The 25,573-nt window shown below is 68.1% G+C and carries 21 protein-coding genes; 6 read left to right on the top strand and 15 right to left on the bottom strand.

Features of this window, described 5'->3' with window-relative positions:
- Positions 1–85: 85 nt before the first annotated feature.
- The gene (locus tag FNH24_RS13830; protein WP_152362792.1) at positions 86–313 is read left to right on the top strand and encodes an AbrB/MazE/SpoVT family DNA-binding domain-containing protein; all 228 of its coding nucleotides are present in this window, start codon (positions 86–88) and stop codon (positions 311–313) included.
- A 45-nt stretch (positions 314–358) separates the two neighbouring features.
- Here the strand turns inward: FNH24_RS13830 and FNH24_RS13825 are convergent, their stop codons facing one another.
- The 11 genes from FNH24_RS13825 to FNH24_RS13775 all read right to left on the bottom strand — a co-directional run bounded on the left by FNH24_RS13825 (position 359) and on the right by FNH24_RS13775 (position 12,072).
- Entirely contained in the window at positions 359–934 is a 576-nt protein-coding gene (locus FNH24_RS13825) for a DUF6036 family nucleotidyltransferase (protein WP_152362791.1), read from the bottom strand.
- Entirely contained in the window at positions 934–1,452 is a 519-nt protein-coding gene (locus tag FNH24_RS13820; protein WP_152362790.1) for a helix-turn-helix domain-containing protein, read from the bottom strand. The genes FNH24_RS13825 and FNH24_RS13820 overlap by 1 nt, the downstream gene beginning before the upstream one ends.
- Positions 1,453–1,526: 74 nt before the next feature.
- The gene (locus FNH24_RS13815; protein ID WP_152362789.1) at positions 1,527–2,618 is read right to left on the bottom strand and encodes an ABC transporter ATP-binding protein; all 1,092 of its coding nucleotides are present in this window, start codon (positions 2,616–2,618) and stop codon (positions 1,527–1,529) included.
- Positions 2,615–3,688 carry an ABC transporter ATP-binding protein gene (locus FNH24_RS13810; RefSeq protein ID WP_246186883.1) on the bottom strand — a complete coding sequence of 358 codons (1,074 nt, stop codon included), beginning with the start codon at positions 3,686–3,688 and terminating at the stop codon, positions 2,615–2,617. The genes FNH24_RS13815 and FNH24_RS13810 overlap by 4 nt, the downstream gene beginning before the upstream one ends.
- 3 nt (positions 3,689–3,691) lie before the next feature.
- Complete coding sequence (locus FNH24_RS13805) at positions 3,692–4,843, bottom strand: ABC transporter permease (RefSeq protein WP_152362788.1); 1,152 nt, start codon at positions 4,841–4,843, stop codon at positions 3,692–3,694.
- Positions 4,844–4,853: 10 nt separating this feature from the next.
- Positions 4,854–5,846 carry an ABC transporter permease gene (locus FNH24_RS13800; protein ID WP_152362787.1) on the bottom strand — a complete coding sequence of 331 codons (993 nt, stop codon included), beginning with the start codon at positions 5,844–5,846 and terminating at the stop codon, positions 4,854–4,856.
- A 12-nt stretch (positions 5,847–5,858) separates the two neighbouring features.
- Positions 5,859–7,853, bottom strand: coding sequence for an ABC transporter substrate-binding protein (locus tag FNH24_RS13795; RefSeq protein ID WP_152362786.1), 1,995 nt, complete (start codon positions 7,851–7,853; stop codon positions 5,859–5,861).
- Positions 7,854–8,011: 158 nt separating this feature from the next.
- The gene (locus FNH24_RS13790; protein ID WP_152362785.1) at positions 8,012–9,190 is read right to left on the bottom strand and encodes a Cmx/CmrA family chloramphenicol efflux MFS transporter; all 1,179 of its coding nucleotides are present in this window, start codon (positions 9,188–9,190) and stop codon (positions 8,012–8,014) included.
- A 75-nt stretch (positions 9,191–9,265) separates the two neighbouring features.
- Positions 9,266–9,838 carry a TetR/AcrR family transcriptional regulator gene (locus FNH24_RS13785; protein ID WP_152362784.1) on the bottom strand — a complete coding sequence of 191 codons (573 nt, stop codon included), beginning with the start codon at positions 9,836–9,838 and terminating at the stop codon, positions 9,266–9,268.
- 51 nt (positions 9,839–9,889) lie between these two features.
- Complete coding sequence (locus FNH24_RS13780; protein WP_152362783.1) at positions 9,890–10,978, bottom strand: Gfo/Idh/MocA family protein; 1,089 nt, start codon at positions 10,976–10,978, stop codon at positions 9,890–9,892.
- Positions 10,979–11,082: 104 nt separating this feature from the next.
- Complete coding sequence (locus FNH24_RS13775) at positions 11,083–12,072, bottom strand: TetR/AcrR family transcriptional regulator (protein ID WP_152362782.1); 990 nt, start codon at positions 12,070–12,072, stop codon at positions 11,083–11,085.
- A gap of 131 nt (positions 12,073–12,203) precedes the next feature.
- Between FNH24_RS13775 and FNH24_RS13770 the strand changes: the two genes are divergently transcribed.
- Together FNH24_RS13770 and FNH24_RS13765 are read left to right on the top strand one after the other, a co-directional pair.
- On the top strand, positions 12,204–13,106 hold the full coding sequence (locus tag FNH24_RS13770; RefSeq protein WP_152362781.1) for an ATP-binding cassette domain-containing protein: 903 nt from the start codon (positions 12,204–12,206) through the stop codon (positions 13,104–13,106).
- A complete protein-coding gene (locus FNH24_RS13765) occupies positions 13,103–13,912 on the top strand; it encodes an ABC transporter permease (protein ID WP_152362780.1) in 810 nt (269 codons plus the stop codon). The genes FNH24_RS13770 and FNH24_RS13765 overlap by 4 nt, the downstream gene beginning before the upstream one ends.
- Before the next feature lie 85 nt (positions 13,913–13,997).
- Here FNH24_RS13765 and FNH24_RS13760 read toward each other — a convergent pair whose 3' ends face one another.
- Entirely contained in the window at positions 13,998–15,239 is a 1,242-nt protein-coding gene (locus tag FNH24_RS13760; RefSeq protein ID WP_152362779.1) for a phosphodiester glycosidase family protein, read from the bottom strand.
- A gap of 223 nt (positions 15,240–15,462) precedes the next feature.
- On the opposite strand from FNH24_RS13760, the gene FNH24_RS13755 reads away from it, so the two are divergent.
- On the top strand, positions 15,463–16,683 hold the full coding sequence (locus FNH24_RS13755; protein ID WP_152362778.1) for a glycosyltransferase 87 family protein: 1,221 nt from the start codon (positions 15,463–15,465) through the stop codon (positions 16,681–16,683).
- Here the strand turns inward: FNH24_RS13755 and ngcE are convergent.
- Genes ngcE through FNH24_RS13740 form a run of 3 tightly spaced genes read right to left on the bottom strand, consistent with a single transcriptional unit; the run spans position 16,667 to position 20,101 of the window.
- Positions 16,667–18,109 (bottom strand): N-acetylglucosamine/diacetylchitobiose ABC transporter substrate-binding protein, encoded by a 1,443-nt coding sequence (ngcE, locus tag FNH24_RS13750; RefSeq protein ID WP_152362777.1) that lies wholly within the window; start codon positions 18,107–18,109, stop codon positions 16,667–16,669. The genes FNH24_RS13755 and ngcE overlap by 17 nt on opposite strands.
- A gap of 28 nt (positions 18,110–18,137) precedes the next feature.
- Entirely contained in the window at positions 18,138–19,067 is a 930-nt protein-coding gene (locus tag FNH24_RS13745; RefSeq protein WP_152362776.1) for a carbohydrate ABC transporter permease, read from the bottom strand.
- Positions 19,064–20,101: a carbohydrate ABC transporter permease gene (locus tag FNH24_RS13740; RefSeq protein WP_217428215.1), complete on the bottom strand. Its 1,038-nt coding sequence runs from the start codon at positions 20,099–20,101 to the stop codon at positions 19,064–19,066. Before FNH24_RS13740 ends, FNH24_RS13745 begins: the two co-directional genes overlap by 4 nt.
- Before the next feature lie 202 nt (positions 20,102–20,303).
- Between FNH24_RS13740 and FNH24_RS13735 the strand changes: the two genes are divergently transcribed.
- Entirely contained in the window at positions 20,304–21,293 is a 990-nt protein-coding gene (locus tag FNH24_RS13735; protein WP_152362775.1) for an N-acetylglucosamine kinase, read from the top strand.
- A 365-nt stretch (positions 21,294–21,658) separates the two neighbouring features.
- The gene (locus FNH24_RS13730; protein ID WP_246186894.1) at positions 21,659–25,444 is read left to right on the top strand and encodes a multifunctional oxoglutarate decarboxylase/oxoglutarate dehydrogenase thiamine pyrophosphate-binding subunit/dihydrolipoyllysine-residue succinyltransferase subunit; all 3,786 of its coding nucleotides are present in this window, start codon (positions 21,659–21,661) and stop codon (positions 25,442–25,444) included.
- The last annotated feature ends 129 nt before the right edge of the window (positions 25,445–25,573 follow it).

Raw genomic sequence — 25,573 nt, 5'->3', positions numbered from 1 at the left:
GGGCCTCTCTCTCATTCCAGGAAGATCGCACGGCCGATTCCGGCTACGTATCCTGAAGTTGCGTCAGGAACGTGTCAGGAGATCCATGAAACTCAACAGCAAGGGCCAGGTCACCATCCCGGCCGAGTTGCGGCATCGGCACGGCTTCCTCGAGGGCGACGAGGTCGACGTTGTGGAGGACGGCGACACCCTGCGAATCGTCCACCGGCGGTCCGGCGAGAGCCGCGGCGCCAGGTTGATGCAGCGGATGCGGGGTCGGGCGACGACGCACCGGACGACCGACGAGTTGATGGACCTGCTGCGTGGCGAGTGACTTCGGCCGGGGCTGTACCAGGACAGGACGGACGGCACGGACAGGTCACAGTCGAGGTCCGGCGTAGCTCTCCAACCACGCAATGGCACGAGTGGCTGCTTCCTGATAGCGATCCGGAACGCCCTGAAGGCGGCTCGCGATCAACTCTGTGTCCACGAGATCGGCTTCAAGGAGAGCAGCGACGAAGTTGCGGTCCTTCTCGCGAAAGGCACACAACTTCGCGGCACAGAGATCCTCCTTGTCGAGACACCACCCCGTGAACTGAGGTTCACCGGACGGTGCGGCGGTATTGGCATTCTGTACTTTGACCACACGGGCTCGCCAACCATCCGCGAGCGCAGAGGTGTCCAGGTCAACGCCGTCGATGCTGAACCCGTGCAGTTCCTCGAATGGTGAGAACTCGCCTGCGACGCCTTCAATGAGGTCGGCGAGGCGGGCGGTCTCGTTGTTGTCGGCGGCGATCGGGAGAATGTCGATCTCGACGGACATCGTTGCGTCGGCAGGCAGGTCGTCTTCGTCGAATGAACCCAGTATTGACTGAGATCCGACCACGATGACTTCCGTATGGCCGATGATCTGGCACGCAGCTCGAATTGCATGCTCCAACTGATCGCGACGCATCAGCCGGCGATCTGCAGGACATCCGAGCGCTCGGCTTGCGACAGCAAACCGCGCATAGGTGTCACCTCGCGCATCTCGATCGAGTCGCGATCCAGGCCGGTGAGGACACGGTGCATGCCCGTCAGGTCCCCGCTCTGCACGAGGGACGTCCAGCGGTCGAGGTTGCGGAGATGAGGCTGACCCCGGAGATCTCGTTGCAGTCGGTCGAGATTCCGTTCGATTGTGGGTCGCCACCGCTGGAAGCTCGACTGCGTGAGCTTGCTCGACAGTTGGCGGTGCAGTCTCCACGAGCGCCACTCAGAGCGAGTGAGGTCGGCCCTGACCGATCGGCGGGTCACCTCCAAGCGGTAGCCCATGCACGACAGCAGCCGGTCGAGTTGCTCGTCACTCAGTTCGACCTTGCCGGAAAGGAACTGGCTGATGCTGGGCTGACGCACTCCGCTCACCCGAGACAGCTCCGACTGGGTGATGCTCACTTCACGCATCACCTCTTGGAGCAGTTGCCCTCGTCCCGACATAAGCTCACTATAGCAACATTTGCTATAGCCACCGAGGTCTGGTGCGGGCGTACAAGCCGGCCGCCGGCAGCGGATCAGTCCCCGTCACCTGGCCTCCCTGACCGGCCGGTCCCGACACCGACCAGGTTCAGGTCGGCACTGAAGTGGCACGCGGCTCGGTGGGTCCCGTCGACGGCCCGTAGGTCCGGCCGCTCGGTGGAGCAGCGGTCTTGGGCATAGTGGCAGCGGGTGTGGAAGAAGCAGCCGGGTGGTGGGGCGGCAGGGTCGGGGAAGTCGTCTGAGAGGCGGATCCGGCGGGTCTGGTCGCGCAGTCGCGGATCCGGGCGCGGGACGGCCGACAGCAGGGCTTCGGTGTACGGGTGCCGCGGCCGACGATAGAGCTCACCGGTGTCGGCCAGCTCGACGATCTTGCCCAGATACATCACCGCGACCCGGTTGCAGATGCTCTCCACCACGGAAAGATCATGGGAGATGAACAGGTAGGTCAGGTCGAACTCGTCCTGCAGATCCCTGAGCAGGTTGAGGATCTGGGCCCGGATCGACACGTCCAGCGCTGACACGGCCTCGTCGGTGATCACCAGCCGCGGCTCGGTGATCAGGGCGCGGGCGATGTTGACCCGCTGCCGTTCGCCGCCGGAGAACGCGTGCGGATAGCGGCGCATGTGGGCCGGCGACAGGCCGACCTTGCGGAGCATGATCGCGACCCGCTCCTCCAGCTCACTGCCGGTGGCGAGGTCGTACGCCCGCAACGGATCGCCGACGATCTGGAGCAGATTCATCCGCGGATTGAGCGAGGAGAACGGGTCCTGGAAGACGACCCTGATCTCGGACTGGTACGGCCGCAGCTCCCGTCGGTCGAGCCCGGCCAGATCGACCACCCGGCCGTCCGCCCCGGTGTATTCCACCCGACCCTCGGTGGGCTTCTCGGACCGGGCGATGCAGCGGCCGAGGGTGGTCTTGCCGCAACCGGATTCGCCGACCAGGCCGAGCACCTCGCCCGGCCGGATGGTCAGGTCGACCCCGTTCACGGCGTGGACGTGGCCGGTGGTCCGGGCGAACAGGCCGCGCCGCCGGATCGGGAACCTCATGCTCAGGTCCTCGATCCGGAGCAGGGCCGGGTCGGCCTCGGCCGGAGTTCCGGCGGCGGAGGGAGCGGCGGCGGTCATGACAGCTCCTTGCCGGCCGAGACCAGTTCGGGGTCGTGCAGGACACAGCGGGACAGGCTGTTGCCGGCCCGCAGGTAGGGCGGGTCAACGGTGTCGCAGAGGCCGGCGATCGCCTGATCGCAGCGCGGGTGGAACGGGCAGCCGGGCGGCCGGTTCAACGGGTGCGGCACCTGACCCTGGATCGACCGCAGCCGCTGCCGGGTGCCGGCGCCCATGGTCGGGATCGAGTCCAGCAACGCCCGCGTGTACGGATGCTGCGGCGCGTGGAAGATGTCGTCGACGCTGCCCTGCTCGACCACGGTGCCGAGATACATCACCACCACCTCGTCGGCCAGTTCGGCCACCACCCCGAGATCGTGGGTGATGAACAACATCGACATCTCCGTCTCGTCCTGCAGTTCGCGCAACAGGTCGAGGATCCGGGCCTGGGTGGTCACGTCCAGCGCCGTGGTCGGTTCGTCGGCGATCAACAGGCTCGGCCCGCAGGCCAACGCGATCGCGATCATCACCCGCTGGCACATGCCGCCGGACAGCTGGAACGGGTAGGCGTCCAGCCGCTGCTCCGGCCGCGGAATGCCGACCCGGCGGAGCAGCCCGACGCCCTGCTCCCGGGCCTCCTTCTTGCTCACCGGGCGATGCAGCCGGATCGTCTCCACCAGATAGTCGCCAACCGTGTACATCGGCGACAGCGACGCCATCGGCTCCTGGAACACCATCGAGATCTCGTTGCCGCGGATCCGGCGCAACTGCTCGCCGCGCTGATCCAGGGCCGCCAGGTCGACTCCCCCGGCCGCCGCGGCTTCGCCCCCTGGTCCTCGATCGCCACCGTGCCACCAGACCGAGCCTTCGACGATCCGGCCGGGCGCGTCGACCAGGCCGAGCACGCTGCGGGCGGTGACCGACTTGCCGCAGCCGGACTCGCCGACCAGGCAGACGGTCTTGCCCCGCGGCACGGTCAGGTCGACCCCGTCCACCGAGCGCACGGTCCCCTCGTCGAGGAAGAAGTGCGTCTTCAGGCCCTCGATCCGCAACAGTGCGTCGGACATCCGGTCCTTCCCTTCGGTGATCATCGGCTACCGCTTGTACGGGTCCGCGGCGTCCCGCAGCCCGTCACCGACGAAGTTGAGCGCCAGCACCGCGATGATCACGCCCAGCCCGGGGATCATCAGCCACGGCGCGGTGGCCAGGGTGCGGACGTTCTGCGCCTCCTGCAGCAGCACGCCCCAGCTGACCACCGGCGCCTGCAATCCGAGGCCGAGGAAGGACAGCGAGGTCTCGGCCAAGATCATCCCCGGCACGGACAGGGTCAGCGAGGCGACGAGGTGGCTGGTGAACGACGGCAGCATGTGCCGGAAGATCACCGCGCGCTGGCTGTTGCCGTCCAGATGCGCCGAGGTGACGAACTCCTCCGACCGCAGCGACAGGAACCGGCCGCGGGTGACCCGGGCCAGGTCGGTCCAGGCGATGATCGCCAAGATCACGGTGATCGCGAAGTAGCGTTGGATCGGCCCCCAGTCCCCCGGCAGCGCCGCCGCCAGCCCCAACCACAGCGGCAGGGTGGGGATCGACATGAAGAACTCGACCACCCGTTGGATCAGGATGTCGATCTTGCCGCCGAAGTAGCCGGAGATCCCGCCCAACACGACCCCGAGGGCGAACGCGAGCGCGACGCCGATCAGCCCGATCGTCATCGACACCCGGGTGCCGTGGATGATCCGGGAGAACAGATCCCGGCCGTTCCGGTCGGCACCGAGCAGATACATCGGGTCGGCCGGGTCGACCGGCCCGATCAGGTGCCGGTCGCCGGGGATCAACCCCCACAGCCGGTATTCGTCGCCGCGGACGAACAGCCCGATCGGGACCCGCCGGCTCTCGTCGACGGTATAGCTCACGGCCAGGGTCTCGTTGTCCATCACGGAGGTGTAGCCGTTGACGTAGAGCCCGAAGCCCTCAGCACCGCGGTCGCCGACCTGGATCAGCTGCGGCGGGGCGTAACTGTAGTCCGCGTCGAACCGCCCGGTGTCGAACGGTGCCAGGAACTCCGCGAACAGCGCCACCAGATAGATCAACAGCACCGCGATCAACCCGACCACGGCCAGCCGGTGCTTCCGGAACGCCCACCAGATCAGCCGGGACTGCTTGGCTGCCGCGACCTCCTCGGCGCCGTGGCCGAGGCCGGTGCCGGTCCCGGCCGGCGCGGCGGGCGGCGCCGTCTGCTGCGTCATGGGTCGGTCCTCACTTCGTCCGCAGCCGGACCCGCGGATCCAGCCAGGCCAGGGCGATGTCGGACAACAGGGTGCCGATCACGGTCAGCACCGACACAATCAGGATGATCGATCCGGCCAGATACATGTCCTGGCTGGTCAAGGCACTCAGCAGCAGCGGTCCGGTGGTCGGCAGCGACAGGACCTGGGAGACGATGATCTCGCCCGAGACCAGGGCCGGCAGGATCCAGCCGACCGTGGAGATGAACGGGTTGAGCGCGACCCGCAGCGGATACTTGATCAACAACCGCCGCTCCGGCATCCCCCGGGCCCGGGCCGCCACCACGTACGGTTTGCGCAGCTCGTCCAGCAGGTTGGCCCGCAGGATCCTGATCAGCCCGGCGGTGCCGGCGGTGCCGAGCACGATCATCGGCACCCAGAGGTGGCCGATCAGGTCCAGCAGCTTGCCCAGGTTCCAACCCGAGTCGACGAACTGCGGCGAGAACAACCCGCCGACGCTCAACCCGAACAATCGGAACCCCAGATACATCAACGCCAACGCGATCATGAAGTTCGGGATCGCCAGGCCGAGAAAGCCCACCGTGGTCGCCACGTAGTCGCCGGGCGAATACTGCTTGACCGCGGAATAGACGCCGATCGGGAACGCGATCACCCAGGTCAGCAGCAGGGTCGAGAGGGCGAGCACGACGGTCAGCCCGATCCGCTGCGACAACAGGTCGGCGACCGGCCGGCCCCACTCGAAGGACTGGCCGAAGTCGCCCTCCAGCAGGATCGCCGAGATCCACTTCGTGTATTGCACGAAGACCGACTCGCCGAGCCCGTAGCGCTGCTTCAGCGCCTCGAGCTGGCCCGCCTCGATGGTCTCGCCCTGGGCGCTCAACTGGGCCACCAGCGTGGTCAGGTAGTCGCCGGGCGGCAGCTGGATGATCACGAACGAGACGATCGAGATCAAGATCAACGTCGGCACCATGAAGGCGAGCCGCCGGGCGATGTAGCTCAGCATGGGCGGATCCGCTCAGACGTCCTGGATGAAGTACTGCTCGGGGTTGGTCGGGCCGGGATTGAGGAACACGGCCGACACCGGGATCACCGCCGGCACGTTGTGGAAGTTGTTCTTGACCACGCCGTAGCCGGGCCCCGGCAGGCTGATCCCGATCAACGGGAACAGCTCGGTGTTCAGCTCGAGGATCTGCCGCATCAGCGCGTCCTGACCGGCCTCCTCCGGAGTCACCTTGACCTGGTCATACAGCTCCATCATCTTGCGGATCGGCTCCGGCGGCCGCTCGCCCTCCTTGCCCTGCGAGTGATACCACTCCCGCCACGGCGGCCCCGGGGTGATCGTGCCGTCCATGTGGACGAACCACATCGGCCGGATCACCGTGTCATGATCACCGCCGCATTCGCCGGCCCAGAGGGAGGCGTCGAAGTCGTTGGCGTCGGAACGTTCCAGCCAGAGCGAGCGGTCCATCGAGGTCGGGTTGATGCCGATCCCGACCTCGCCCCAATAGCCCTTCAACAGTTCGGCGACGTCGGCCCACTCCGGGCTCCAGGAGGTGACGAAGCCGAGGGTGAACGTGATCGGCTTGCCGTTCGGGCCGAGCCGCGCGCCGCCGGACCCGCGCCGGAACCCGGCCTTGTCCAGGTGCTCGTTGGCCAGGTCCACGTCGTATTCGATGAACTGCTTGGCCATCTTCTCGTTGTGGAACTTCGATTCGGGCCGCGGCGCGATCTGCCACGGCTCGCCCTGCCGTTGGAAGACGAGCTCGATGATCTCGGCCCGGTTGATCGCGTGCGACAGCCCGATCCGGAAATCCTTCGAGTTGAAGATCTCCCTCTTGATCTTGTCCTTGTGGGTCAGGTTGAGGGTGATCCCGGTCGTGTTCATCTCGGTCGGGTTGGAGGCGAAGAAGTCGTAACCGCCCGACTCGCGATTGGACGCCAGCACCGGCTTGTTCTGCGGCGTGCCGATATTGCGGTCCTGCATCTCGATCTCGCCGTTCATCGCCTTCAGCAACATCACCTGGGAGTCGTTGACCACGTCGAACGTGACCCGGTCCAGGTAGGGCAACTGCCGGCCGTCCGGGTCGACCTTCCAGTAGTACGGATTGCGTTCCACCACGATCCGGGTCGACTCGCCGGCGGGCTTGATCGTCCGCCACGGATACAGCGTCGGCAGGTCCGGGTTCTGCCAGTGCGCGCTCGCTCCGCCCACCATGCCGGCCTTGATCTCGAACAGGCTGACCCAGTCCTTGGCGTCTTCCTCCTTGACCACCGCGGCGAGGTCGGGGTTGTACTTCTTGTGGTACTTCTTCAGGTAGTGGAAGGGCCGCCGGATGATGTCCCGGTCGTTGGCCTGGTTCTTGATGAACAGGCCGTCCGGCCGCTCGAAGCGGATCCGGAACGCGTACTCCTCGAGGACCTCGACCACGGCCGGGTTGGCCGGCTCGGACGGCGTCAGCTCCCGGTTGTTGACCACGTCATTGCGCCCGAAGGCGACGTCCTCCGCGGTGAACGGCTCGCCGTCGGACCAGCGGATTCCCTTGCGCAGTTGGAAGACGAAGGCCCGGCCGCCGTCCTCGACCTGATATTCGGTGGCGACATTGGGGATCACCTCGACGAAGTCCGGCGTCCAGCGCAACAGACTCTCGGCGCCGACCGTGCGCGACATCCAGACCGCGTCGGCCAGACCGAGCAGCGAGGTCCGCCACTCCCCGCCGTAGACGCCGGCCCGCTCCACCGGCTGCACCACCAGCGGCTGCTCCGGCAGCCGCTCGGCCAGCGGCGGCAGCTTGCCCTGAGCGACCTGCTCGGCCAGTTGCGGCGCCTCCTTGGCACCCGCGTCCCCGCCGGGCCCCTTCTGGTCGGTGGGCGCGGTGGAGAGCAGATCGCAGCCGGCCAGCGAGACGGTGGTCAGACCGGCCCCGCCCAGTGCGAGCAGATCACGGCGGGTCAGTCGGCCCAGTCCTTGTCGATCATGGACTTGTCGGCGCTGAGCGAATCGATCTTGCATCCGTCCGGCCTTTCGTTCCAGGGAGCAACGGCAGCCAGACCAGGCAGCGGTGCCCGAAATTTCCGGAGTAGTAGAAAACGATTTCGTCTACTGGACAGTCATTCTGGCGATCAACAATCAAGCCCTCCATAGCCAATCGGCACGAATTGGCTGCCGCGTCAGCGCGCCCTCAGCAGGGTCCGGCCGGCCGCCCGTCGCCGCGGCTCCGTCCGGTGCGCCAGCGCCACCAGACCCAGCGCCAGCACCGCGAGCAGCGCGCCGGTCACGGCCACGAAGGAATACCCGGCGCCGGCTTCCAGCACCCGGCCGCCGAGATAGGGGCCGAGGGTGATGCCCAGGTTGAAGGCCGAGATGTTGAAGGCCGCCGCCAGGGTCGGCGCCCGGCCGGCCAGACCGAACACCCGGGCGTTGATCGCGGGGTTGCTGGCGAACCCGAAGGCGCCGAGCAGCACGATCGCCGGGATCGCGATCACCATCGATCCGGTCATGATCGCCAAGGCGGCCGACCACACAGCCACGCCCGCGATGGCGATCGCGAGCGTGGCGAACGGCCGGCGGTCCGCGAACCGGCCACCGACGGCGATCCCGATCACCGAGCCGACACCGTAGAGACCGAGAATCAGCGGCACCCAGCTCGCGGGCACGCCGGTGGCCTCGATCAACAACGGCGCGAGATAGCTGAACGTCGCCAGCAGCGCCGCGGTGGACACCGCGGTGATCGCGTACGCCAGCCAGAGCCGTGGATTGCGGATCGCGGTCAGCTCGTCCCGCAGCGACCCGGTCTCGGCGGGCCGGCCGCCGGGAATGGACCGCACGATCATGATCATGGCTGCGGCCGAGAGGACCGCGACCGCCCAGAAGGCCGCTCGCCAGCCGAGGTGCTGGGCCAGGGCCGTGCCCGCCGGCAGCCCGACCACGGTGGCGACGGTGAGCCCACCGGCGACGATGCTCATCGCGCGGCCGCGGGCGGCCGGCCCGGCGAGGCCGACCGCGGCTACCGAGGCGACCGTCCAGAATCCCGCGTAGACGAAGGCCGCGACAACCCGGGTGGCGAGTAGCACGCCGTAGTCCGAGGTCAACGCGGCGACCAGGTGGGCCAGCACGAAGATCGCCAGCAAGATCAACAGCGTCGCCTGCCGGGATCGTCGCGCGGTCAGCACGGCCAGCAGCGGAGCACCGACCAACATGCCCAGAGCGAACGCGGAGATCAGCAGCCCCGCGGCCGGGATGGAGACCCCGAGATCGGTCGAGAGCTCGGGCAGCAGCCCGGCCAGCATCAACTCGGACGTGCCCTGCGCGAAGATGGCCAGTCCGAGGACGTACACGGCTCGGGGCATCGGAGATCTCCCTTGTTTTGGATCAATCAGTTCAGAATGTGGTCAGCCCAACGCTGGCCCGAACGAAGGTGCAGGTCAGATCGCCGTCAACGCGGTCTCCGCGATGGCCGCGCGGGTACGGCGCGGGGCACCGGCCCGGGCGGCGACCCGAATCCCGCCGAGCACGGCATGGACGTATTCGGCCAGCGCACCGGGATCGGCGCCCGGCTCGATCTCGCCGGCCGCCTGGGCCGTGACGAAGGCCGTGCGCAGGCCGGCCACCCAGCGGCGCCGATCACGCCGGAGCAGCCGCGCAATGCCCGGATCCGATGGGCCGAGCTCGACCGCCGTGTTGACCACCAGGCAGCCCGGCGGCCGGCCCGGAGCCGGATCGACGGCCCCCAGCAGCAGGTCCCGCACCTTCTCCCTGATCGGCCGGTCACCGTCGAACAGCTCCAGTGCGGCTCCGGTCGCCTGGTCGGCGTACCGGTCGAGAGCCTTCTCGAACAACTCCCGTTTGCTGCCGAACGTGTTGTACAGGCTGCTCCGGCCGAGACCGGTCGCCGCACAGAGGTGCTCGGTCGAGGTGGCCTCGAAGCCGGCGGTCCAGAACGCAATCATGGCGGCCTCGACGGCTTGGTCCTCGGCGAAGGTGCGCGGTCGAGCCATGGGCCGAGCCTACAGTTTTAGACCGTTCAGTTCAAAACCTCTGACGGCGCCTCAGTCCGGCAACGGAAGATCGACGGTCTGCCCCGGCGAGGTGCGGCGGTAGGCGTCGAACAGGTGCATGATCGACAACGACTGATCGAGGGTGCCCTTGACCGGCGCCGTCCCGTTCTGCACCGCTTCGCAGAAGTGCAGGATCTCGGCGACGTAGCCGAGGTAGAACAGGTTCTTGTTGTACAGCTGACCGAGCGAGTGCTCCGGCTGCCAAATCAGCGGCGCCACGTCGTCGTCGACGATATAGCTGCCGGAACGGCCGTAGCCGAGCTTGGCGCCGGGCCGGTAGTAGGTCAGCCGGACCCCGTCCTCGATCACCAGGTTGGCACCACGGCCGACCACCTCGACCCGCTCCAGCGGGCTGGTCGAAGCCGCGCCGCCGGCCAGATGCAGCGATCCGATCGCGCCCGACTCGAACCGCAGGGTCGACACCGAGCCGCCGGCCACCGGATCCTGCTCGTAGCTGAAGCGGGTGGCCTTGCCGCCGAGGTAGGTCAGCACCGCGCCCGGATGGTAGATGTGATCAAGAAAGCCGATCAGCCGACGCGGATCCTGCTTCGCCTCCTGGTCGGGCAGCGACTGCGGATACCGCACGGTGATCGACGTGATGCCGCCGAACTCCTCGGACTCGGTGATCGACTTCGCCTTGGTCATCGCCGGCGTGAAGATCTTCTTCAGCCCGGTCATCACGACCCGGTCGTTCGACTCGGCCGCCGCCTGCAGCTGCCGGATCTCGGCGACCGAGGCCGCGGTCGGCTTCTCCATCCAGACATGGACTCCGGCGGCCAGGCAGTCCAGCGCCAGGTCGGTCGCCTGGACCCGGCCGTCCTCGTCATAGGAGGTGACAATAAAGACGGCGTCCGGGCGCTCCTGCTCCAGCATCTTGTGATGATCATCGTAGGAGTTGCCGCCGCCGAACATCCGGGCGTACGTCGCGGCCCGATCCGCCTGCTGGTCACAGACCGCGACCAGGTCGATCGGCGCGTACTGGAAGCTCGGATAGACATTGCGGTACGAGTGCCCGCCGGCGCCGATGAAGGCGCAGCGGAGCCGTGACTCGTACTCGAACTGGTAAGTGATCTGACTCATCGCGCTCCCCTGCCACCGGTGCCGTCTGCGAGCACCAGCCTGACAGTCATGATCACCACGGCCCAGTGCCAACGGCCCGATATTGGCTACGAGTTGCGGATTGGCTACGAGTTGCGGGCGCCGGCCTTGGCCGCGCGCTCGAGCGCCTTGGCGATCGCCTCGTGCTCCTTCTGGACGGTGTCGCGCACCTTCGTCTCGGCATCGCGCCGCTTCGCCTCCGCCTCGCGCCGCTTGGCCGCGGCCGCCCGGACCCCCTTGTCCCGCCGCACCTCGTCCCGGGCGAAGTCGGGGATCTCGGGTGGCACCGGCTCCGGCCGCGGCTCCTCGGTGGTGCGGTCGCCCTGCTGCTCCAGATATCGGGCGAACCCGTCCAGCAGGCGATCCAGACCGAACCGGAAGTCGACGTCCTCCAGCTCCGGCTCGGAGGTACCGAAGTAGGCGCCCGACTCGATCAGCGGTTGGAGGTCGGGGAACCGTTCCGCGGTCACCAGCTCGCGCAGCGCCCCGGCCTGCGAGTCGGCGGCCCAGGCGTCCTTGGCCAGCTCGATGTATTCGGCGGCGACCTCCTGCTCCAGCTCGCAGAAGCTCCGCACGTACATGCTGACGACCATGATCAACGAGAGTTTATCGGGCCGGCCGAGCGCCGCCGGTCGCAGCGCCCGCAGGCCGAGGTCGACGATCGCCATGGTCTTCGGGGTCATCAACATCGTCGGCGTGCGGCTGATCTCCAGCAGCCACGAGTGGTCGCGATAGACACCGCGGACCAGGGTGGCCCAGTCCCAGACGTTGCCGCGCCAGTCCGGCCCCCAGTCGTCCTCCGGGTGGGAGACCTCGGATGCGGCGTCGGCCATCAGCACCAGCAGGTCGTCCTTGCTGGTGACGTAGCGGTAGAGGGACATGGTGGTGAAGCCGAGCGACGACGCGACCTTGCTCATGGTCACCGCGGCCAGCCCTTCGGCATCGGCGATCCCGATCGCGGCCTCGACGATCAGTTCGTGGCTCAGCTCGCGCTTCGGCCCGCGTTGCGGGTTGGCCGCGATGCCCCAGGCCATCGCCACGGCCCGCGGCAGTCCCTGCTCCACCGGATCGGTCATCCAGCCTCCTCCGCCAACTCCCTGATCGGCCCCGACTCCGGGTCATCGTAGCGTCCGGTCGATCGACTGTGTGTGTCGCATACTGTTTATATGGTACGCTGCGTACGTCATACACAGTTAGGAGTACCGCGATGACCACTGCCGTGCAGATCTCCGGCCTCACCAAGTCCTACGGCAAGCAACAGGTGCTGGCCGGGATCGACCTGACCGTGCCGACTGGCACGATCTTCGCCCTGCTCGGCCCCAACGGCGCCGGCAAGACGACCTTGATCAACATCCTGAGCACCCTGATCCCGCCGAGCGGCGGCCGGGCGACGATCCTCGGTCACGACGTCGTGGCCGACGCGGCCATGGTGCGCCGGTCGATCAGCCTGACCGGCCAGTACGCGGCCGTGGACGAGCTGCTCACCGGGACCGAGAACCTGGTGCTGATGAGCCGGCTCTCCGGCCTGAGTGCCGCCGACGCCCGGCGCCGGGCGGCCGAACTGCTGGCCGATTTCGACCTGTCGGACGCCGGCCGGCGGCGGGTGAAGACCTACTCCGGCGGCATGCGCCGCCGGCTGGACCTGGCCCTCAGCCTGATCACCGCGCCGCCGGTGCTGTTCCTGGACGAGCCGACCACCGGCCTGGACACCCGGAGCCGGCAGTCGCTCTGGCAGTCCATCCGGGATCTGGTCGGCGTCGGCACGACGATCTTCCTGACCACCCAGTATCTGGAGGAGGCCGACCAGTTGGCCGACCGGATCGCGGTGATCAACGACGGCCTGGTGGTCGCCGAGGGGTCGGCCGCCGAGCTCAAAGCGCAGATCGGCACCGAGCTGGTCGAGCTGCGCGATCCGTCCGGCCGGCTGCTCGCCGAGCATCCCACCGACGGCACCATCGACGACCTGCAGACGGTGCTGGCCGGCCTCGACCGCTCCGCGTACCCGGAGGCTCAGGTGATCATCCGCAAACCCACCCTGGACGACGTCTTCCTCGCCCTGACCGGGCCGGCCGAGACGTCCGACCATGATCGAATGGAGCTGGCCCGATGACGACCATCCCGATGTCCTCCGGCCTGACCGTGCCGCCCCCGCGGGCCGTGCCGACCGCGCTGACCACCAACCTGGCCTTCATCGGTCGCAGCGTGAAGCACTCGCTGCGCGAGGTGGACGCGCTGCTGATGGCGATCGCCCTGCCGGTGATCCTGATGTTGATGTTCACCTTCGTCTTCGGCGGGGCGATCCAGACCGGCGGCGACTACGTCAACTACGTGGTGCCCGGGATCATCCTCACCTGTGCCGGCTTCGGCGCCAGCAGCACCGCGGTCAGCGTCACCACCGACATGACCGAGGGCATCATCAACCGGTTCCGCACCATGCCGCTCCGCGCCTCGGCGGTGATCACCGGGCACGCGATCGCCAGCCTGCTGCGCAACCTGGTCGCCACCTTGGTGGTCTTCGCCGTCGCGCTGCTGATCGGCTTCCGGCCGGCGGCCGACCCGATCGGATGGCTCGCCGCCTTCGGCCTGATCGCCTTCTACATCCTGGCGATCACCTGGATCTTCGCCGTGCTCGGCCTGCTCGCCCGGACCCCCGGCGCCGCCAGCGGCTACGGCTTCGGGCTGCTCTTCCTGCCGTACGTCTCCAGCGCGTTCGTCCCGGTCGAGACGATGCCGGTCTGGCTCCGGGCCTTCGCCGAGAACCAGCCGCTGACCCCGATCATCGAGACCATCCGCGGTCTGCTGATGGGCACCGAGCTCGGCGCCCAACCCTGGTGGGCCCTCGGCTGGTGCCTGGTGATCTTGCTCGGCGGCTACCTCTGGGGCCGCTGGCTCTTCCCCCGCCGCGTCTCCCACTAACCAACCCCAACTCCAACCCCAACTTGTCAGAACGAGGGACCGCTATAGCGTCCCCTCGTTCTGACAACTCGGGGTTTGGGGGTTCTCAGGGGAGGTAGAGGAGGGCGTCGCCTACGGCGCGTTCGGCGGAGCCGGCGACGGTGTTGATCACCGCGCCGTCGACCACCATGGTCGAGGAGCCGCCGCCGTCGAGGTTGATCGAGTTCCACAGGCCGAGCGACTTGGCCACGGCGGCGGTCTCGTCCAGGGTGCTGCCGACGCTGGTCACCCGGCGACCGTCGATCACGCCGAGCACCAGCTCACCGGACCGCTTCGACCCGATGAAGGTGCGCGGGTTGCGGGCGAAGAAGGAGTTGTTCACCGGCGGCACCACCGAGACGCCGTCGCGGAGCAGCCGCTGCCGGCCGTTGACCGCCTGGCTGTCGGCGCCGAGCCGCACCTTCTTCCCGGCCTCGTCGCGCAGCTCGCTGGCCACCTCGACGCAGCCCGAGACCCGGCGCAGCGCGGTGACGTCGGCACCGGTGGCCTGCAGCGCCAGCTCGCCCTTGCCGAGGGCGACGCCCCGCTGGTCGTCGGAGCGGTGCCGGACGCAGCCCTTGGCATCGAGGACCAGCTCGGTGCCCGGACCGGTCGGCGTCGTGGCCCGGAACTCCGGGGTGATCACGACCGTGTCACCGTCGGCCGGGCAGGCGGCCTGGTCGGCCAGTTGCTCACAGCCGACCGGGACGACCGGCGGATGGTTGATCGCCTCCAACCCGACCCGCAGCCCGCGCGCCTGGACGTGCCCGGCCCAGCTGAACGCGCCGTACTGCGCCCGCAGCCGGCCGGCGTCGAGCAGCACCCCGACCTCCCCCGGGTCGAGGGTCGGCTCGCTGAGCAACTTGCCGTCGTAGACGCCGAGCCCGACCGGGTCGCCCGGATATTCCACCGAGGCCGAGAACGTGAAGAAACTGGCGTTGACCGCCGCCAGCGCGCCGTACTGGGCGGCCAGCACCGACGTCTTCTCGACCCGGGCCAGATCAGGCCCAGTGACGGCGCGCAGCTCACCCGTGGCCCGCCGCGGATCGATGGTGAGCAGGCTGACCTGCCAGGGCCCGCGCGGCGTGGTCAGGATCTCGTCCGGATCGGCCGGTTCGGTGCCGCGCACGATGGTGGTCAGCCTGACCCCCGGCGCGATCGTCCGCTCCGTCCGCGTCTCCACCAGATCGCTGTCGCCGAGCGGCAGCGATCCGGCCGGCCGGGCCGCCGCCGACTGCGCGCCGAGCACCAGCGCGAGGGCCAGGCAGACCACGAAGGTAAGAAAGGTACGTCCCCGAGTGATGACCATGGTTGATTCTCACATGATCATTGACGGTACGGGAGGGGCGAAGATGAAACGCAGGCGAAGAATCGGTGTCGGACGACCGGTCGTCGATCACTCCCGGACCGCTCGCCCCTGGTAGATTCGCGCCGTTCCTCTTCACCGCCGACCGTCGCCGGCGGGAGCCCGTACGCCAGCTGGGAGAGCTCACGCCGTGCCCGAACCCGCCCCTGTCACCGACCCGCAGCCCGTGACCGGAAAGGATCGGCTGTCATCGATCGCGCTGGCCGCGTTCTGGCTGGGCAGCCGGGTGCTGCTGATCTGGATCTGGCTGGTCGCCGAGTTCATCGCCACCGGCGACGTCCGCTACTACTTCTCCAAGATCGCGAACCTGGGCAACGTCGGCCTGAGCGAGACCTTCTACGAGTATCCGACGCCGGTCACCTGGATCCTGTCGATCCCCTACCTGCTCTCCGGTGGCAACGAGATCGGCTATGTGGTCGCCTACATCGGCTTCATGATCATCATCGATGCGGCCTTCACCATCGCGCTGTGGCGGGCCGGCGGTGACCGGCCCGGCCGGGCGGTCTACTTCTGGCTGATCTTCGTCGTCTGTGTCGGCCCGCTGACCTACCTGCGATTCGACCTGATCCCGGCCGTGCTGGCCGGCGGCGCCCTGCTGGCGCTGCGCCGGGTGCCGGCCCTGGCCGGCGTGCTGACCGGGATCGGGGCCGCGATCAAGCTCTGGCCGGCACTGCTGATCGCCGCCTTGGCCGCGCCGAAGGCGGGCCGCCGACCGGCGCTGATCGGCTTCGCCGCGGCCGGCTTCGGGCTGGCCCTGATCAGTCTGGTCGCCGGCGGCTGGCAGCGGCTGATCTCACCGCTCGGCTGGCAGTCCGGCCGTGGCCTGCAGATCGAGGCGGTCTGGGCCACGCCGCTGATGCTGGCCCGGCTGGCCGACCCGACCACCTGGACCATCGAGATGTCGAAGTTCCAGGCGTTCGAGGTGTTCGGCCCCGGCAACGAGATCATGATCATCGTCAGCAACGTCGCGACCGTGCTCGGCCTGGCGGTGATCATCGCCCTCTGTGTCCGGGCCTTCCGGGTGGCCGAGCCGAGCCTGCTGGGGATCGGGCTGCTGTTGATCGCGATCGTCGCGATCATGATCGTCACCAACAAGACCTTCAGCCCGCAGTACCTGCTCTGGCTCGGCGGCCCGGTGGCGGCGCTCGGCGTGCTGCACCGGGGTGATCAGCCACTGCTGGACCGGCTCGGCGTCTCCGTGCTGGCCCTGGCGGTGCTGACCCACCTGATCTACCCGGTGCTGTACTACCAGGGGATGCTCGACCCGCAGACCTCACCGGGCATGATCGCCGGCACCGTGGTGCTGGCGATCCGCAACGTCGCGATCCTGATCTTCACGATCGCCGTCTGCCGCCGGGCCTGGGTTGCCCTCAGGACTGCCGGGTGAACTTCTTCACCTTCGGATCGGAAGCCACCTCGTCGGCCGCCTTCTGCATCGCCGCGCAGTACTGATCCGGAGTCGACCGGCCGTTGATCAGGTTGGCCATCTCCCGCTTCCGGGCGTCCAGCAGCGCCGAATACCAGACGGCGAAGTTCAGGCTGAAGATGTTCTCCCCGGCCGCCTTCGTCGCCTCGGCCACCGACTGCAGCGCCGTGGTCGGGTTGGTCAGGTTGGAGCTCGCCGTCTTGGTCGCGATCAGCGATCCGGTCAGCTCGGCGAACTTGGCGCCGGCCTCGTTGCTCAGCATCAGCCGGAGATACTGCATCCCGCCGAGCTTGTTCTTCGAGTTCTCGCCGATGATGAAGTTCTCGCCCGGACCGCCGTAGATCGCTTCGTACGGCAGCTGATCGGACGTGGTCAGCGACGGCACCGGCTGCATCACCATGTCGAAGCCGGCCGTGACCTGCTTGCGCATCTCGTTCTCCAGCCAGGAGCCACAGGGGATGATCGCCGCCCGTCCCTGCAGCCACTGCGCCTGCGAGGTGGTGTGGTCCAGGCCCTCGGACCCGTCCATGATGAAACCCTCGTCGTGCAACTGCCGGACCGCCGTCGCCGCCGCCAGCACCGACTCGTTGTCCCAGCCGTCCGGCCGCAGGTTGTCCATGTTGAGCATGACGTCGACGCCGCCGTGCTTGATCGCCAGCGTGTCCAGGATCGTGTCCATGTACTGCGTGTGCACCCCGGTGTGCACGAACGGGGCCAGCCCGGTGGACTTGATCGTGTCGCAGAGGGCGAGGAAGTCGCTCCAGGTCTTGGCCGGCGTCCAGCCCTTCTCCTTGAACAGCGGCCCGCTGTACCAGAAACCCCAGCCCGCGAAGACGTACGGCAGCTGCCGCATCACCCCGTCGTAGGACCCGTTGACGATCGCGGCCGGCATCAGCAGGTCGCGGATCTTCAGGTTCGGGTCGTCCACCGACGGCGAATCCAGCAGCGGCGTCAGGTCGGCCAGCTGGTTGTCCGCGACCAGGGTGGCGGTCGGCATCGCGTCAGCGCCGGCGTTGTCGATCACCTCCGGCGGATTGCCGCCGGCGAACCGGGTCTGCAACGTGCTGGCGATCTTGACCGTCGACGACATCTTGCCGACCTCGCCGCCGGCCCAGGTGTTGTAGAGCCCGATGTGCTCCTTGCCGTACTGATCACCGTAGCCACCGTTGAAGATCACCACCTCGAGCGGCAGCTTCTTGTCCGCGCCGAGCGGGTTGTCCGCGGTCTGGTCCCCCGCCGATGCCGAGCCGCCGGGCGCGGGCGTCCCACCGCTGGCCACACAGGCGGTCAGCGCTCCGGTGCCGGCCAGGGCCGCACCGGCGGCGGCGGTCCTGATCAACGACCGCCGGGTGATCGGCGGGACGTGCTTGTCGAACTCGGGTGCCATGATCGGATTCCCTTCGGGGGGTCGGAGACTATTTCAGCGCGCCGGCGGTCATCCCGGCCTGGATCTGCTTCTGGAAGATCACGTACAGGATCAGCACCGGAGCCATGCTGATCACCAGGCCCGCGAACAGACCGGAGAAGTCCGATCCGTACTGCGAATCCCCGGCCAGCTTGGCCAGGCCCTGGGTCACCACGTAGAGCCCCGGATTGTCGTTGTTCAGGAACAGCGGCAGCAGGTACTGGTTCCACAGACCGACCGCGTTGAAGATCGTGATGCTGACGATGCCCGGCCGGGCCAGCGGCAGCATCACGAAGAAGTAGGTCTTGAAGTGACCGCAGCCGTCGATGAACGCGGCCTCGCTCAGTTCATTGGGCAGGCTGGCGAAGAACCCGGTCAGGAAGAACACCGTGAACGGCATCGCGTAGGCGACGTAGACCGCGATCAGTCCGTGATAGGTGCCGAGCACCCCGAACGGCAGCCCGGCGGCCTGCAGGCTGGTGCCGAGCTGCTTCATCACGCCGAACAACGGGATCACGGCCAGGAAGACCGGCAACGCCATCGCTCCGACGAACGCCAGGTTCAGCGCCCGCCGGCCGACGAACTGGTAGCGGGCCAGCACGTAGGACACCATCGCGCCGAGGATCATCACGATCGCCGTCGACAGGCCGACGACGATCAGCGAGTTGAAGAAGTAGCTGCCGAACTGGGCCTCGTTCCAGGCCCGGCCGTAGTTCTCGAACTGCAGCGCCAGCGGCGGCCGCCAGGAGTCGACGAAGATCTCGGCGTCGGTCTTCACCGACGACATCAGCACCCAGATGATCGGCAGGCCGATGATCAGCGACCAGGCGATCAGGATCACGTGGGTGGTGATCGTCAGCCCGCGCTCACCCTTGATCTTCGGCGCGGTCTCGGTCCGGAACTCGACCCCCGATCCGGAGGTCGCGGTCTTCAGGCTCATAGGTCGCCCTGCTCTCGGCGGGTGATCCGAAGGGTCAACGCGGCCAGCACCATGGTGATCAGGAACAGCACCACGCCTTGGGCCGTGGCATAGCCGAACTGACCCTGCTCCTTGAAGCTCTTGTAGATCGACAGAGCCATCACCGTGGTCGTCTCGTTGGGCCCGCCCGGCCCGATGGTCATCAACTGCACGATCGCGAACGCGTCCAGGCAGAGCACGCCGAGATAGATGTAGGCGACGATGATCGACGACCGCAGCAGCGGCAGGGTGATCCGGAGGAAGGTCTGGAAGCGACTCGCCTTGTCGATGGCCGCCGCCTCCAGCAGTTCCCGCGGGATGTTCGCCATCGCGGCGGAGAAGTAGACCATGTAGAAGCCGACGTTCATCCAGACCATGACGATGACCACCGTCAACAGGGCCGTGTTCGGATCGGCCAGCCAGGACGGCGGATCGGCCACTCCGACCAATCGCAACAGGGAGTTCAGCAGTCCGCCCGGATGGAACACCTGCTGGAACATGATCGCCAGCGCGGCGATCGAGATCACCTGCGGGACGAAGAACAGCACCCGGTAGAAGGTCGACCCGGCGACGCCACGCAGCTGGCCGGCCTTGGTGCTGCCGGAGAAGTTGAGCATGGAGGCGAAGAACAGGGCGATCGCGATCGAGATCGCGGGGACGACCAGCAGCAGGATCAGGTTGTTGCGCAGCCCGGCCCAGAACACCCGGTCCGGGTTGAAGTCGCCGAGCCCGAGCAGCGCGGCGAAGTTCTGCAGCCCGACGAACTCGAAGGTCGGCGAGTAGCCGGTCCAGTTGGTCAACGCCAGATAGAAAGCCTGCAGATACGGCGACACGACGAAGATCAAGAAGATGATCATCGGCACGATCAGGAACGAGACCACGAAGACGTACTTCTGCACCAGTTGCCGGCGCCGCTGCCGGGCCCGCGCGGTCGGGTCGGCGACGGGCGGCGTCGGGCGCGCGGCAGGCGCCGTGTGGTCGGCTGTCACCGCCACCGCGTCGCCACCTTCGGCCATCGATATCCCCTGCCCGTCCCGCCTGAGAGGTGAGTTTCTCGCTCACCTAAGCACAATCACCGAAGAGTTTCCCCGATCCGGGAAGGAAAGTTACCCAAGCGCGCCGTCCCTGTCAGCACAGGCGCGCCGGAGCCCGCCGCACGCGTTCCGGAACCGACCCCGGTGAGCGCCGTCACGGCGGCGTCGGCCAGGATCGTGCCCCATGACCGGGGTGATCATCGGAGCCGATGTCGGCGGGACCTCGACCCGCGTCGGCGTCGCCGACCTGACCGGACGGTTCCTGGCCGTGGCCCAGGGCGGCCCGGCCAATCCGAACGCCGTCGGGCACGAGCCGGCCATCGCCGAGATCCGGCGGGTGACGGCCGAGGCGTTGAGCTCGGCGGCGACCGCGGCCGGCGAGCCGCTGGCGATCACCGGCGTGGTGATCGGCCTGGCCGGGATCACCGGCCTGGCCGACCCGATCGGTTTCGGCCGGTCGGCGCTGCCGCCGATCGAGCCGGCCGACCCGCCGCTCGCGGTCGTCACCGACCTCGCGGTCGCGTACGCGTCGGCAACGCCGGATCCCGACGGGTACGCGCTGATCGCGGGCACCGGAGCCTTCGCCGGCAGGATCAGCTCGGGCGTCCAGGTCGAACGGCGGGACGGCTGGGGCTGGCTGCTCGGCGACGACGGGTCCGGCTTCTGGCTCGGCCGCGAGGCGGTCCGGGCCACGCTGACCCAGCTCGAGCACGGGCGGCCGCTCAGCCCGCTGGCCCGGGCGGTGCTCGGCGGCGCCGTACCGGATGCCGAGGTCCCCGCGGACGCCTTGATCCGGAACAGTTATGCCCGGCCGCCGCGCGAGCTGTCCCACTATGCGCCGCTGGTGACCGGCCTGGCCGGGCACGACCCGGTCGCGGCCGAGATCGCCGACCGCGCCGCCGAGCTGCTGGCCGGGACCCTCGGTGCCCTCGATCCGGTGCCGGGCCGACCGGTCGTGCTGGCCGGGTCGGTCCTGCTGGCCCGGTCCATGAAACGGCCATCGCCGATCGGCACCCGATTGCGGGCGCTGCTCGCCGATCGCCTGGACAATCCCCTGTTCGACGCCGGTCCGGGCGTCGTCGGCGCCGCCTGGCTGGCCGTTCCGGGCACCGCCGCGGCCGATCGGGAGCGGCATGCCCGGCTGCTGGCGTCGGTCGCCACCTGGTCCGGCTAGTTCGTTCCCTGAGCCTGTCGAAGGGCAAGCCCGATGGATCTCCCATGATCGGGGCGAATCAACCGGGCGCACCTGACCTGCCCTTCGACAGGCTCAGGGAACGAAACAAGCGGCAATCCCGCCCCGAACGACGGGCCTGGAAACGGCACGGCAACACAGCCCCTACCACCAGGCCCGGTGGTCCGCATTCTTCGGTAGCCTGGGAGGCGACACCGCGGTGACATCGGCCGCGGGTGAGCGTGCAACGGAAGAAGGCGACAGTGGCCACGAGGCCAGACCAAACATCCCCCGGATCGCCCGCTGCGGGCGGCTCCAACCGCAGCAAATCAGCAGATCTCAGCCCCGGTCAGACCGGCGATGGCGGGATCGCCGCCGATGTCGGAGCCAACGATTGGCTGCTGGAGGAGATGTACGAGCAGTATCAGGAAGATCCGAACTCCGTCGCCCCGAGTTGGAAAGAGTATTTCTCGTCCCGCAACGGGCATGAGGTGACGAACAAGCCCGCGGCCAAGCCCGCCGCGGCACCCTCCCCGAGTTCGACCCCGGCCGCCGGCAGCGCCGGCGCGGCGACGACCGAGCGAGCCGCCCCGGCCAAGCAGACCACTGCGGCCGACAGCCAGCCCGCGCCGGCTGCGGCGCCGCGCGCGCGGGCCGCCCAGGTGGAGCCGCCGAATCAGGTGAAGGAGGTCCGGCCGAACAAGCCGGGCAGCCAGGGCGGACTGCCGGCCGACCCGCCGAACCCGTCGAACCGGCCCGACGTCGCCGACACCGAGCCGACCCGGACCACGCTGCGCGGCGCCCCGGCCCGGACCGCGAAGAACATGGACCTGTCCCTGGCCGTGCCGACCGCGACCAGCGTCCGCTCGCTGCCGGTCAAGCTGCTGATCGACCAGCGGGTCGTGATCAACAATCATCTGCGGCGGGCCCGTGGTGGCAAGGTCTCGTACACCCATCTGATCGGGTACGCGATCGTCCGCGCGCTGCAGGACGTCGCGTCGCTGAACAACGCCTACGACGAGATCGACGGCAAGCCGACCCTGGTGGTGCCGGCGCACGTCAACCTCGGCCTGGCGATCGACATGCCGAAGCCGGACGGCACCCGGCAGCTGCTGGTGCCGAGCATCAAGAACTGCGAGAACCTCGACTTCGCCCAGTTCTGGGCGGCCTATGAGGAAGTGGTCAAGAAGGCGCGGTCCAACTCGCTGACGGTCGAGGACTTCGCCGGCACGACGATCACGCTGACCAACCCGGGCACGCTCGGCACCAACAACTCCGTGCCGCGGCTGATGCGCGGCCAGGGCGCCATCATCGGCGTCGGCTCGATGGACTATCCGCCGGAGTTCCAGGGCGCCGACCCGGAGCGGCTGAACGAGACGGCCGTGTCCAAGGTGATGACCCTCACCTCGACGTACGACCACCGGGTGATCCAGGGTGCACAGTCCGGCGAGTTCCTGGGCCGGATGCACGCCCTGTTGCTCGGCGAGGACGACTTCTACGACGACATCTTCCGGGCGCTGCGGATCCCGTACGCCCCGATCCGGTGGGCCAACGATGTCAGCACCGAGCACGAGGATCAGGTCTCCAAGCAGGCCCGGATCCTGGAGATGATCAACGCCTACCGGGTCCGCGGCCACCTGATGGCCGACACCGATCCGCTCGAGTACCGGCTGCGGATGCATCATGATCTTGATGTCCAGAGCCACAACCTGACGCTGTGGGACCTTGATCGCGAGTTCGCCACCGGTTCGTTCGGCGGTGGTCGCGGTCGGCTGAAGATGCGCAAGATCCTCGGCATCCTGCGGGACGCGTACTGCCGCACCATCGGTATCGAATACATGCACATCCAGGAGCCGACCCAGCGCAGCTGGGTCCAGGAGCGGGTGGAGCGGCCGCACGAGTCGCTGCCGCGCGAGGAACACCTGCGGATCCTGGACAAGCTCAACGAGGCCGAGATCTTCGAGACGTTCCTGCAGACCAAGTTCGTCGGGCAGAAGCGGTTCAGCCTCGAGGGCGGCGAGTCCACGATCGCGCTGATGGACGAGGTCTGTGAGCAGGCCGCCAACCACGGCCTGGCCGAGGTCTGCGTCGGCATGCCGCACCGCGGCCGGCTGAACGTGCTGGCCAACGTGGTCGGCAAGTCGTACGCGCAGATCTTCCGCGAGTTCGAGGGCAACATCGATCCGCGGACCGTGCAGGGCTCGGGCGACGTGAAATACCACCTGGGCGCCGAGGGCGAGTTCACCGCGCTGTCCGGAGCCAAGATCAAGACCTCGGTCGCCGCGAACCCGTCCCACCTGGAGGCCGTGAACCCTGTCCTGGAAGGGATCGCGCGGGCCAAGCAGGACATCCTCGACCGCGGCAGCGAGTTCCCGGTGTTGCCGGTGCTGCTGCACGGTGACGCCGCGTTCGCCGGGCAGGGCGTGGTTGCCGAGACGCTGAACCTGTCCCAGCTGCGTGGCTACCGCACCGGCGGCACGATCCACATCATCGTGAACAACCAGGTCGGCTTCACCACCTCGCCGACCGAGTCCCGGTCGTCGATGTACTGCACCGATGTGGCCCGGATGATCCAGGCACCGATCTTCCACGTGAACGGCGACGATCCCGAGGCCTGCATCCGGGTCGCCCGGCTGGCGTTCGAATTCCGGCAGGAGTTCAACAAGGACGTCGTGATCGACCTGATCTGCTACCGCCGGCGCGGGCACAACGAGGGCGACGACCCGAGCTTCACCCAGCCGAAGATGTATGACCTGATCGAGAAGAAGCGTTCGGTGCGCAAGCTCTACACCGAGGCCCTGATCGGTCGCGGCGACATCTCCGTCGAGGACGCCGAGCAGGTGATGACCCGGTTCCAGGAGCGGCTGGAGAGCGTCTTCGCCGAGGTCCGCAACGCCGGCGCCGACGCCCCGCACGACAAGCCGTACCGCCGGGTGCCGGTGTATCCGAACAAGTCGGCGGCCAAGCACGGCACCGCGATCACGATGGAGTCGCTGAAGAAGATCGCCGACGCGCACACCAACGTGCCCGACAACTTCACCGTGCATCCGAAGGTGCTGCCGCAGTTGCAGCGCCGCGCGGCCGCGATCACGCAGGGCCCGATCGACTGGGCGACCGGCGAGATCCTCGCCCTCGGCTCGCTGCTGCTGGAGGGTCGGCCGGTGCGGCTGACCGGTCAGGATTCGCGGCGCGGCACCTTCGTGCAGCGGTTCGCCGCGGTGATCGACCGGAAGACCGGCGAGTCCTGGGTGCCGCTGCGCAACCTGGACGATGATCAAGGAAAGTTCGCCGTCTTCGACTCCCTGCTCAGCGAATACGCTTCGATGGGCTTCGAGTACGGCTACTCCGTGGCCCGCCCCGAGGCGCTGGTGCTCTGGGAGGCGCAGTTCGGCGACTTCGCCAACGGCGCGCAGACGATCATCGACGAGTTCATCACCGCCGGTCAGGCCAAGTGGACCCAGAAGTCGGGCGTGGTGCTGCTGCTGCCGCACGGCTACGAAGGTCAGGGGCCGGACCACTCCTCCGCCCGGATCGAGCGGTTCCTGCAACTGGCGGCCGAGGACGCGATCACCGTCGCCTATCCGTCGTCGCCGGCCAGCTACTTCCACCTGCTCCGGCAGCAGGCGCTGAGCGAGCGGCACCGTCCGCTGGTCGTCTTCACCCCGAAGCGGATGCTCCGGATGAAGTCGGCCACCTCGGCGCCGGAGGACTTCACCACCGGCACCTTCCAGCCGGTGCTGACCGACCCGACGATCAGCGACGCCGCAGCCGTGAAGACCGTGCTGCTGTGCTCGGGCCGGCTGCGCTGGGAACTGATGGCGGAGCGGGACAAGCGCGGCCTGTCCGACTCGGTGGCCGTGGTCTCGGTGGAGCGGTTCTACCCGCTGCCCGGTGACGAGGTCGCCCGAGCCCTGGCCGGCTACGGCAACGCGAACGACATTCGCTGGGTCCAGGAGGAGCCGGAGAACCAGGGCGCCTGGTTCTACATGGCCATGAACCTCCCCCGGGCCCTGGCCGACGCCACGCCGGATCGCCCGGTCCGGCTCACCTCCGTGGCCCGGCCCTCCTCGTCGGCGCCGTCGGTGGGGTCGGCGAAGGAGCATGACGTACAGCAGAAGACCCTGTTCGACTCCGCGCTGTCCGTCTCGCACTGAAGATTTCTCTTCTGACCGTGCCCTGAGCCCATTCCTGGGCTTGGGGCACGGTCTTCTTTTTGTTCCTGAGGGATTGAAGGTGGCTGCCGCGGTGGGGGCTGGGGGTCTGTGCGCTGGCTACCATCCGCA

Source organism: Microlunatus speluncae (genome assembly GCF_009299835.1).
In the GTDB taxonomy this organism is placed as follows: Bacteria; Actinomycetota; Actinomycetes; order Propionibacteriales; family Propionibacteriaceae; genus Microlunatus; species Microlunatus speluncae.
The sequence above is the reverse complement of the archived record's forward strand: the minus strand, read 5'-3'. Positions and strand labels throughout refer to the sequence as shown.

Excerpts from the sequence above, each read along its gene's own strand:
- ngcE (WP_152362777.1), bottom strand. The coding sequence starts at position 18,109 with ATGGCACCCGAGTTCGACAAGCACGTCCCGCCGATCACCCGGCGGTCG.
- FNH24_RS13805 (WP_152362788.1), bottom strand. The coding sequence starts at position 4,843 with ATGACGCAGCAGACGGCGCCGCCCGCCGCGCCGGCCGGGACCGGCACC.
- FNH24_RS13780 (WP_152362783.1), bottom strand. The coding sequence starts at position 10,978 with ATGAGTCAGATCACTTACCAGTTCGAGTACGAGTCACGGCTCCGCTGC.
- FNH24_RS13775 (WP_152362782.1), bottom strand. The coding sequence starts at position 12,072 with ATGACCGATCCGGTGGAGCAGGGACTGCCGCGGGCCGTGGCGATGGCC.
- FNH24_RS13765 (WP_152362780.1), top strand. The coding sequence starts at position 13,103 with ATGACGACCATCCCGATGTCCTCCGGCCTGACCGTGCCGCCCCCGCGG.
- FNH24_RS13810 (WP_246186883.1), bottom strand. The coding sequence starts at position 3,688 with ATGATCACCGAAGGGAAGGACCGGATGTCCGACGCACTGTTGCGGATC.
- FNH24_RS13815 (WP_152362789.1), bottom strand. The coding sequence starts at position 2,618 with ATGACCGCCGCCGCTCCCTCCGCCGCCGGAACTCCGGCCGAGGCCGAC.
- FNH24_RS13790 (WP_152362785.1), bottom strand. The coding sequence starts at position 9,190 with ATGCCCCGAGCCGTGTACGTCCTCGGACTGGCCATCTTCGCGCAGGGC.
- FNH24_RS13760 (WP_152362779.1), bottom strand. The coding sequence starts at position 15,239 with ATGGTCATCACTCGGGGACGTACCTTTCTTACCTTCGTGGTCTGCCTG.
- FNH24_RS13745 (WP_152362776.1), bottom strand. The coding sequence starts at position 19,067 with ATGAGCCTGAAGACCGCGACCTCCGGATCGGGGGTCGAGTTCCGGACC.
- FNH24_RS13830 (WP_152362792.1), top strand. The coding sequence starts at position 86 with ATGAAACTCAACAGCAAGGGCCAGGTCACCATCCCGGCCGAGTTGCGG.
- FNH24_RS13735 (WP_152362775.1), top strand. The coding sequence starts at position 20,304 with ATGACCGGGGTGATCATCGGAGCCGATGTCGGCGGGACCTCGACCCGC.
- FNH24_RS13740 (WP_217428215.1), bottom strand. The coding sequence starts at position 20,101 with ATGGCCGAAGGTGGCGACGCGGTGGCGGTGACAGCCGACCACACGGCG.
- FNH24_RS13825 (WP_152362791.1), bottom strand. The coding sequence starts at position 934 with ATGCGTCGCGATCAGTTGGAGCATGCAATTCGAGCTGCGTGCCAGATC.
- FNH24_RS13800 (WP_152362787.1), bottom strand. The coding sequence starts at position 5,846 with ATGCTGAGCTACATCGCCCGGCGGCTCGCCTTCATGGTGCCGACGTTG.
- FNH24_RS13795 (WP_152362786.1), bottom strand. The coding sequence starts at position 7,853 with ATGCAAGATCGATTCGCTCAGCGCCGACAAGTCCATGATCGACAAGGA.
- FNH24_RS13785 (WP_152362784.1), bottom strand. The coding sequence starts at position 9,838 with ATGGCTCGACCGCGCACCTTCGCCGAGGACCAAGCCGTCGAGGCCGCC.
- FNH24_RS13820 (WP_152362790.1), bottom strand. The coding sequence starts at position 1,452 with ATGTCGGGACGAGGGCAACTGCTCCAAGAGGTGATGCGTGAAGTGAGC.
- FNH24_RS13770 (WP_152362781.1), top strand. The coding sequence starts at position 12,204 with ATGACCACTGCCGTGCAGATCTCCGGCCTCACCAAGTCCTACGGCAAG.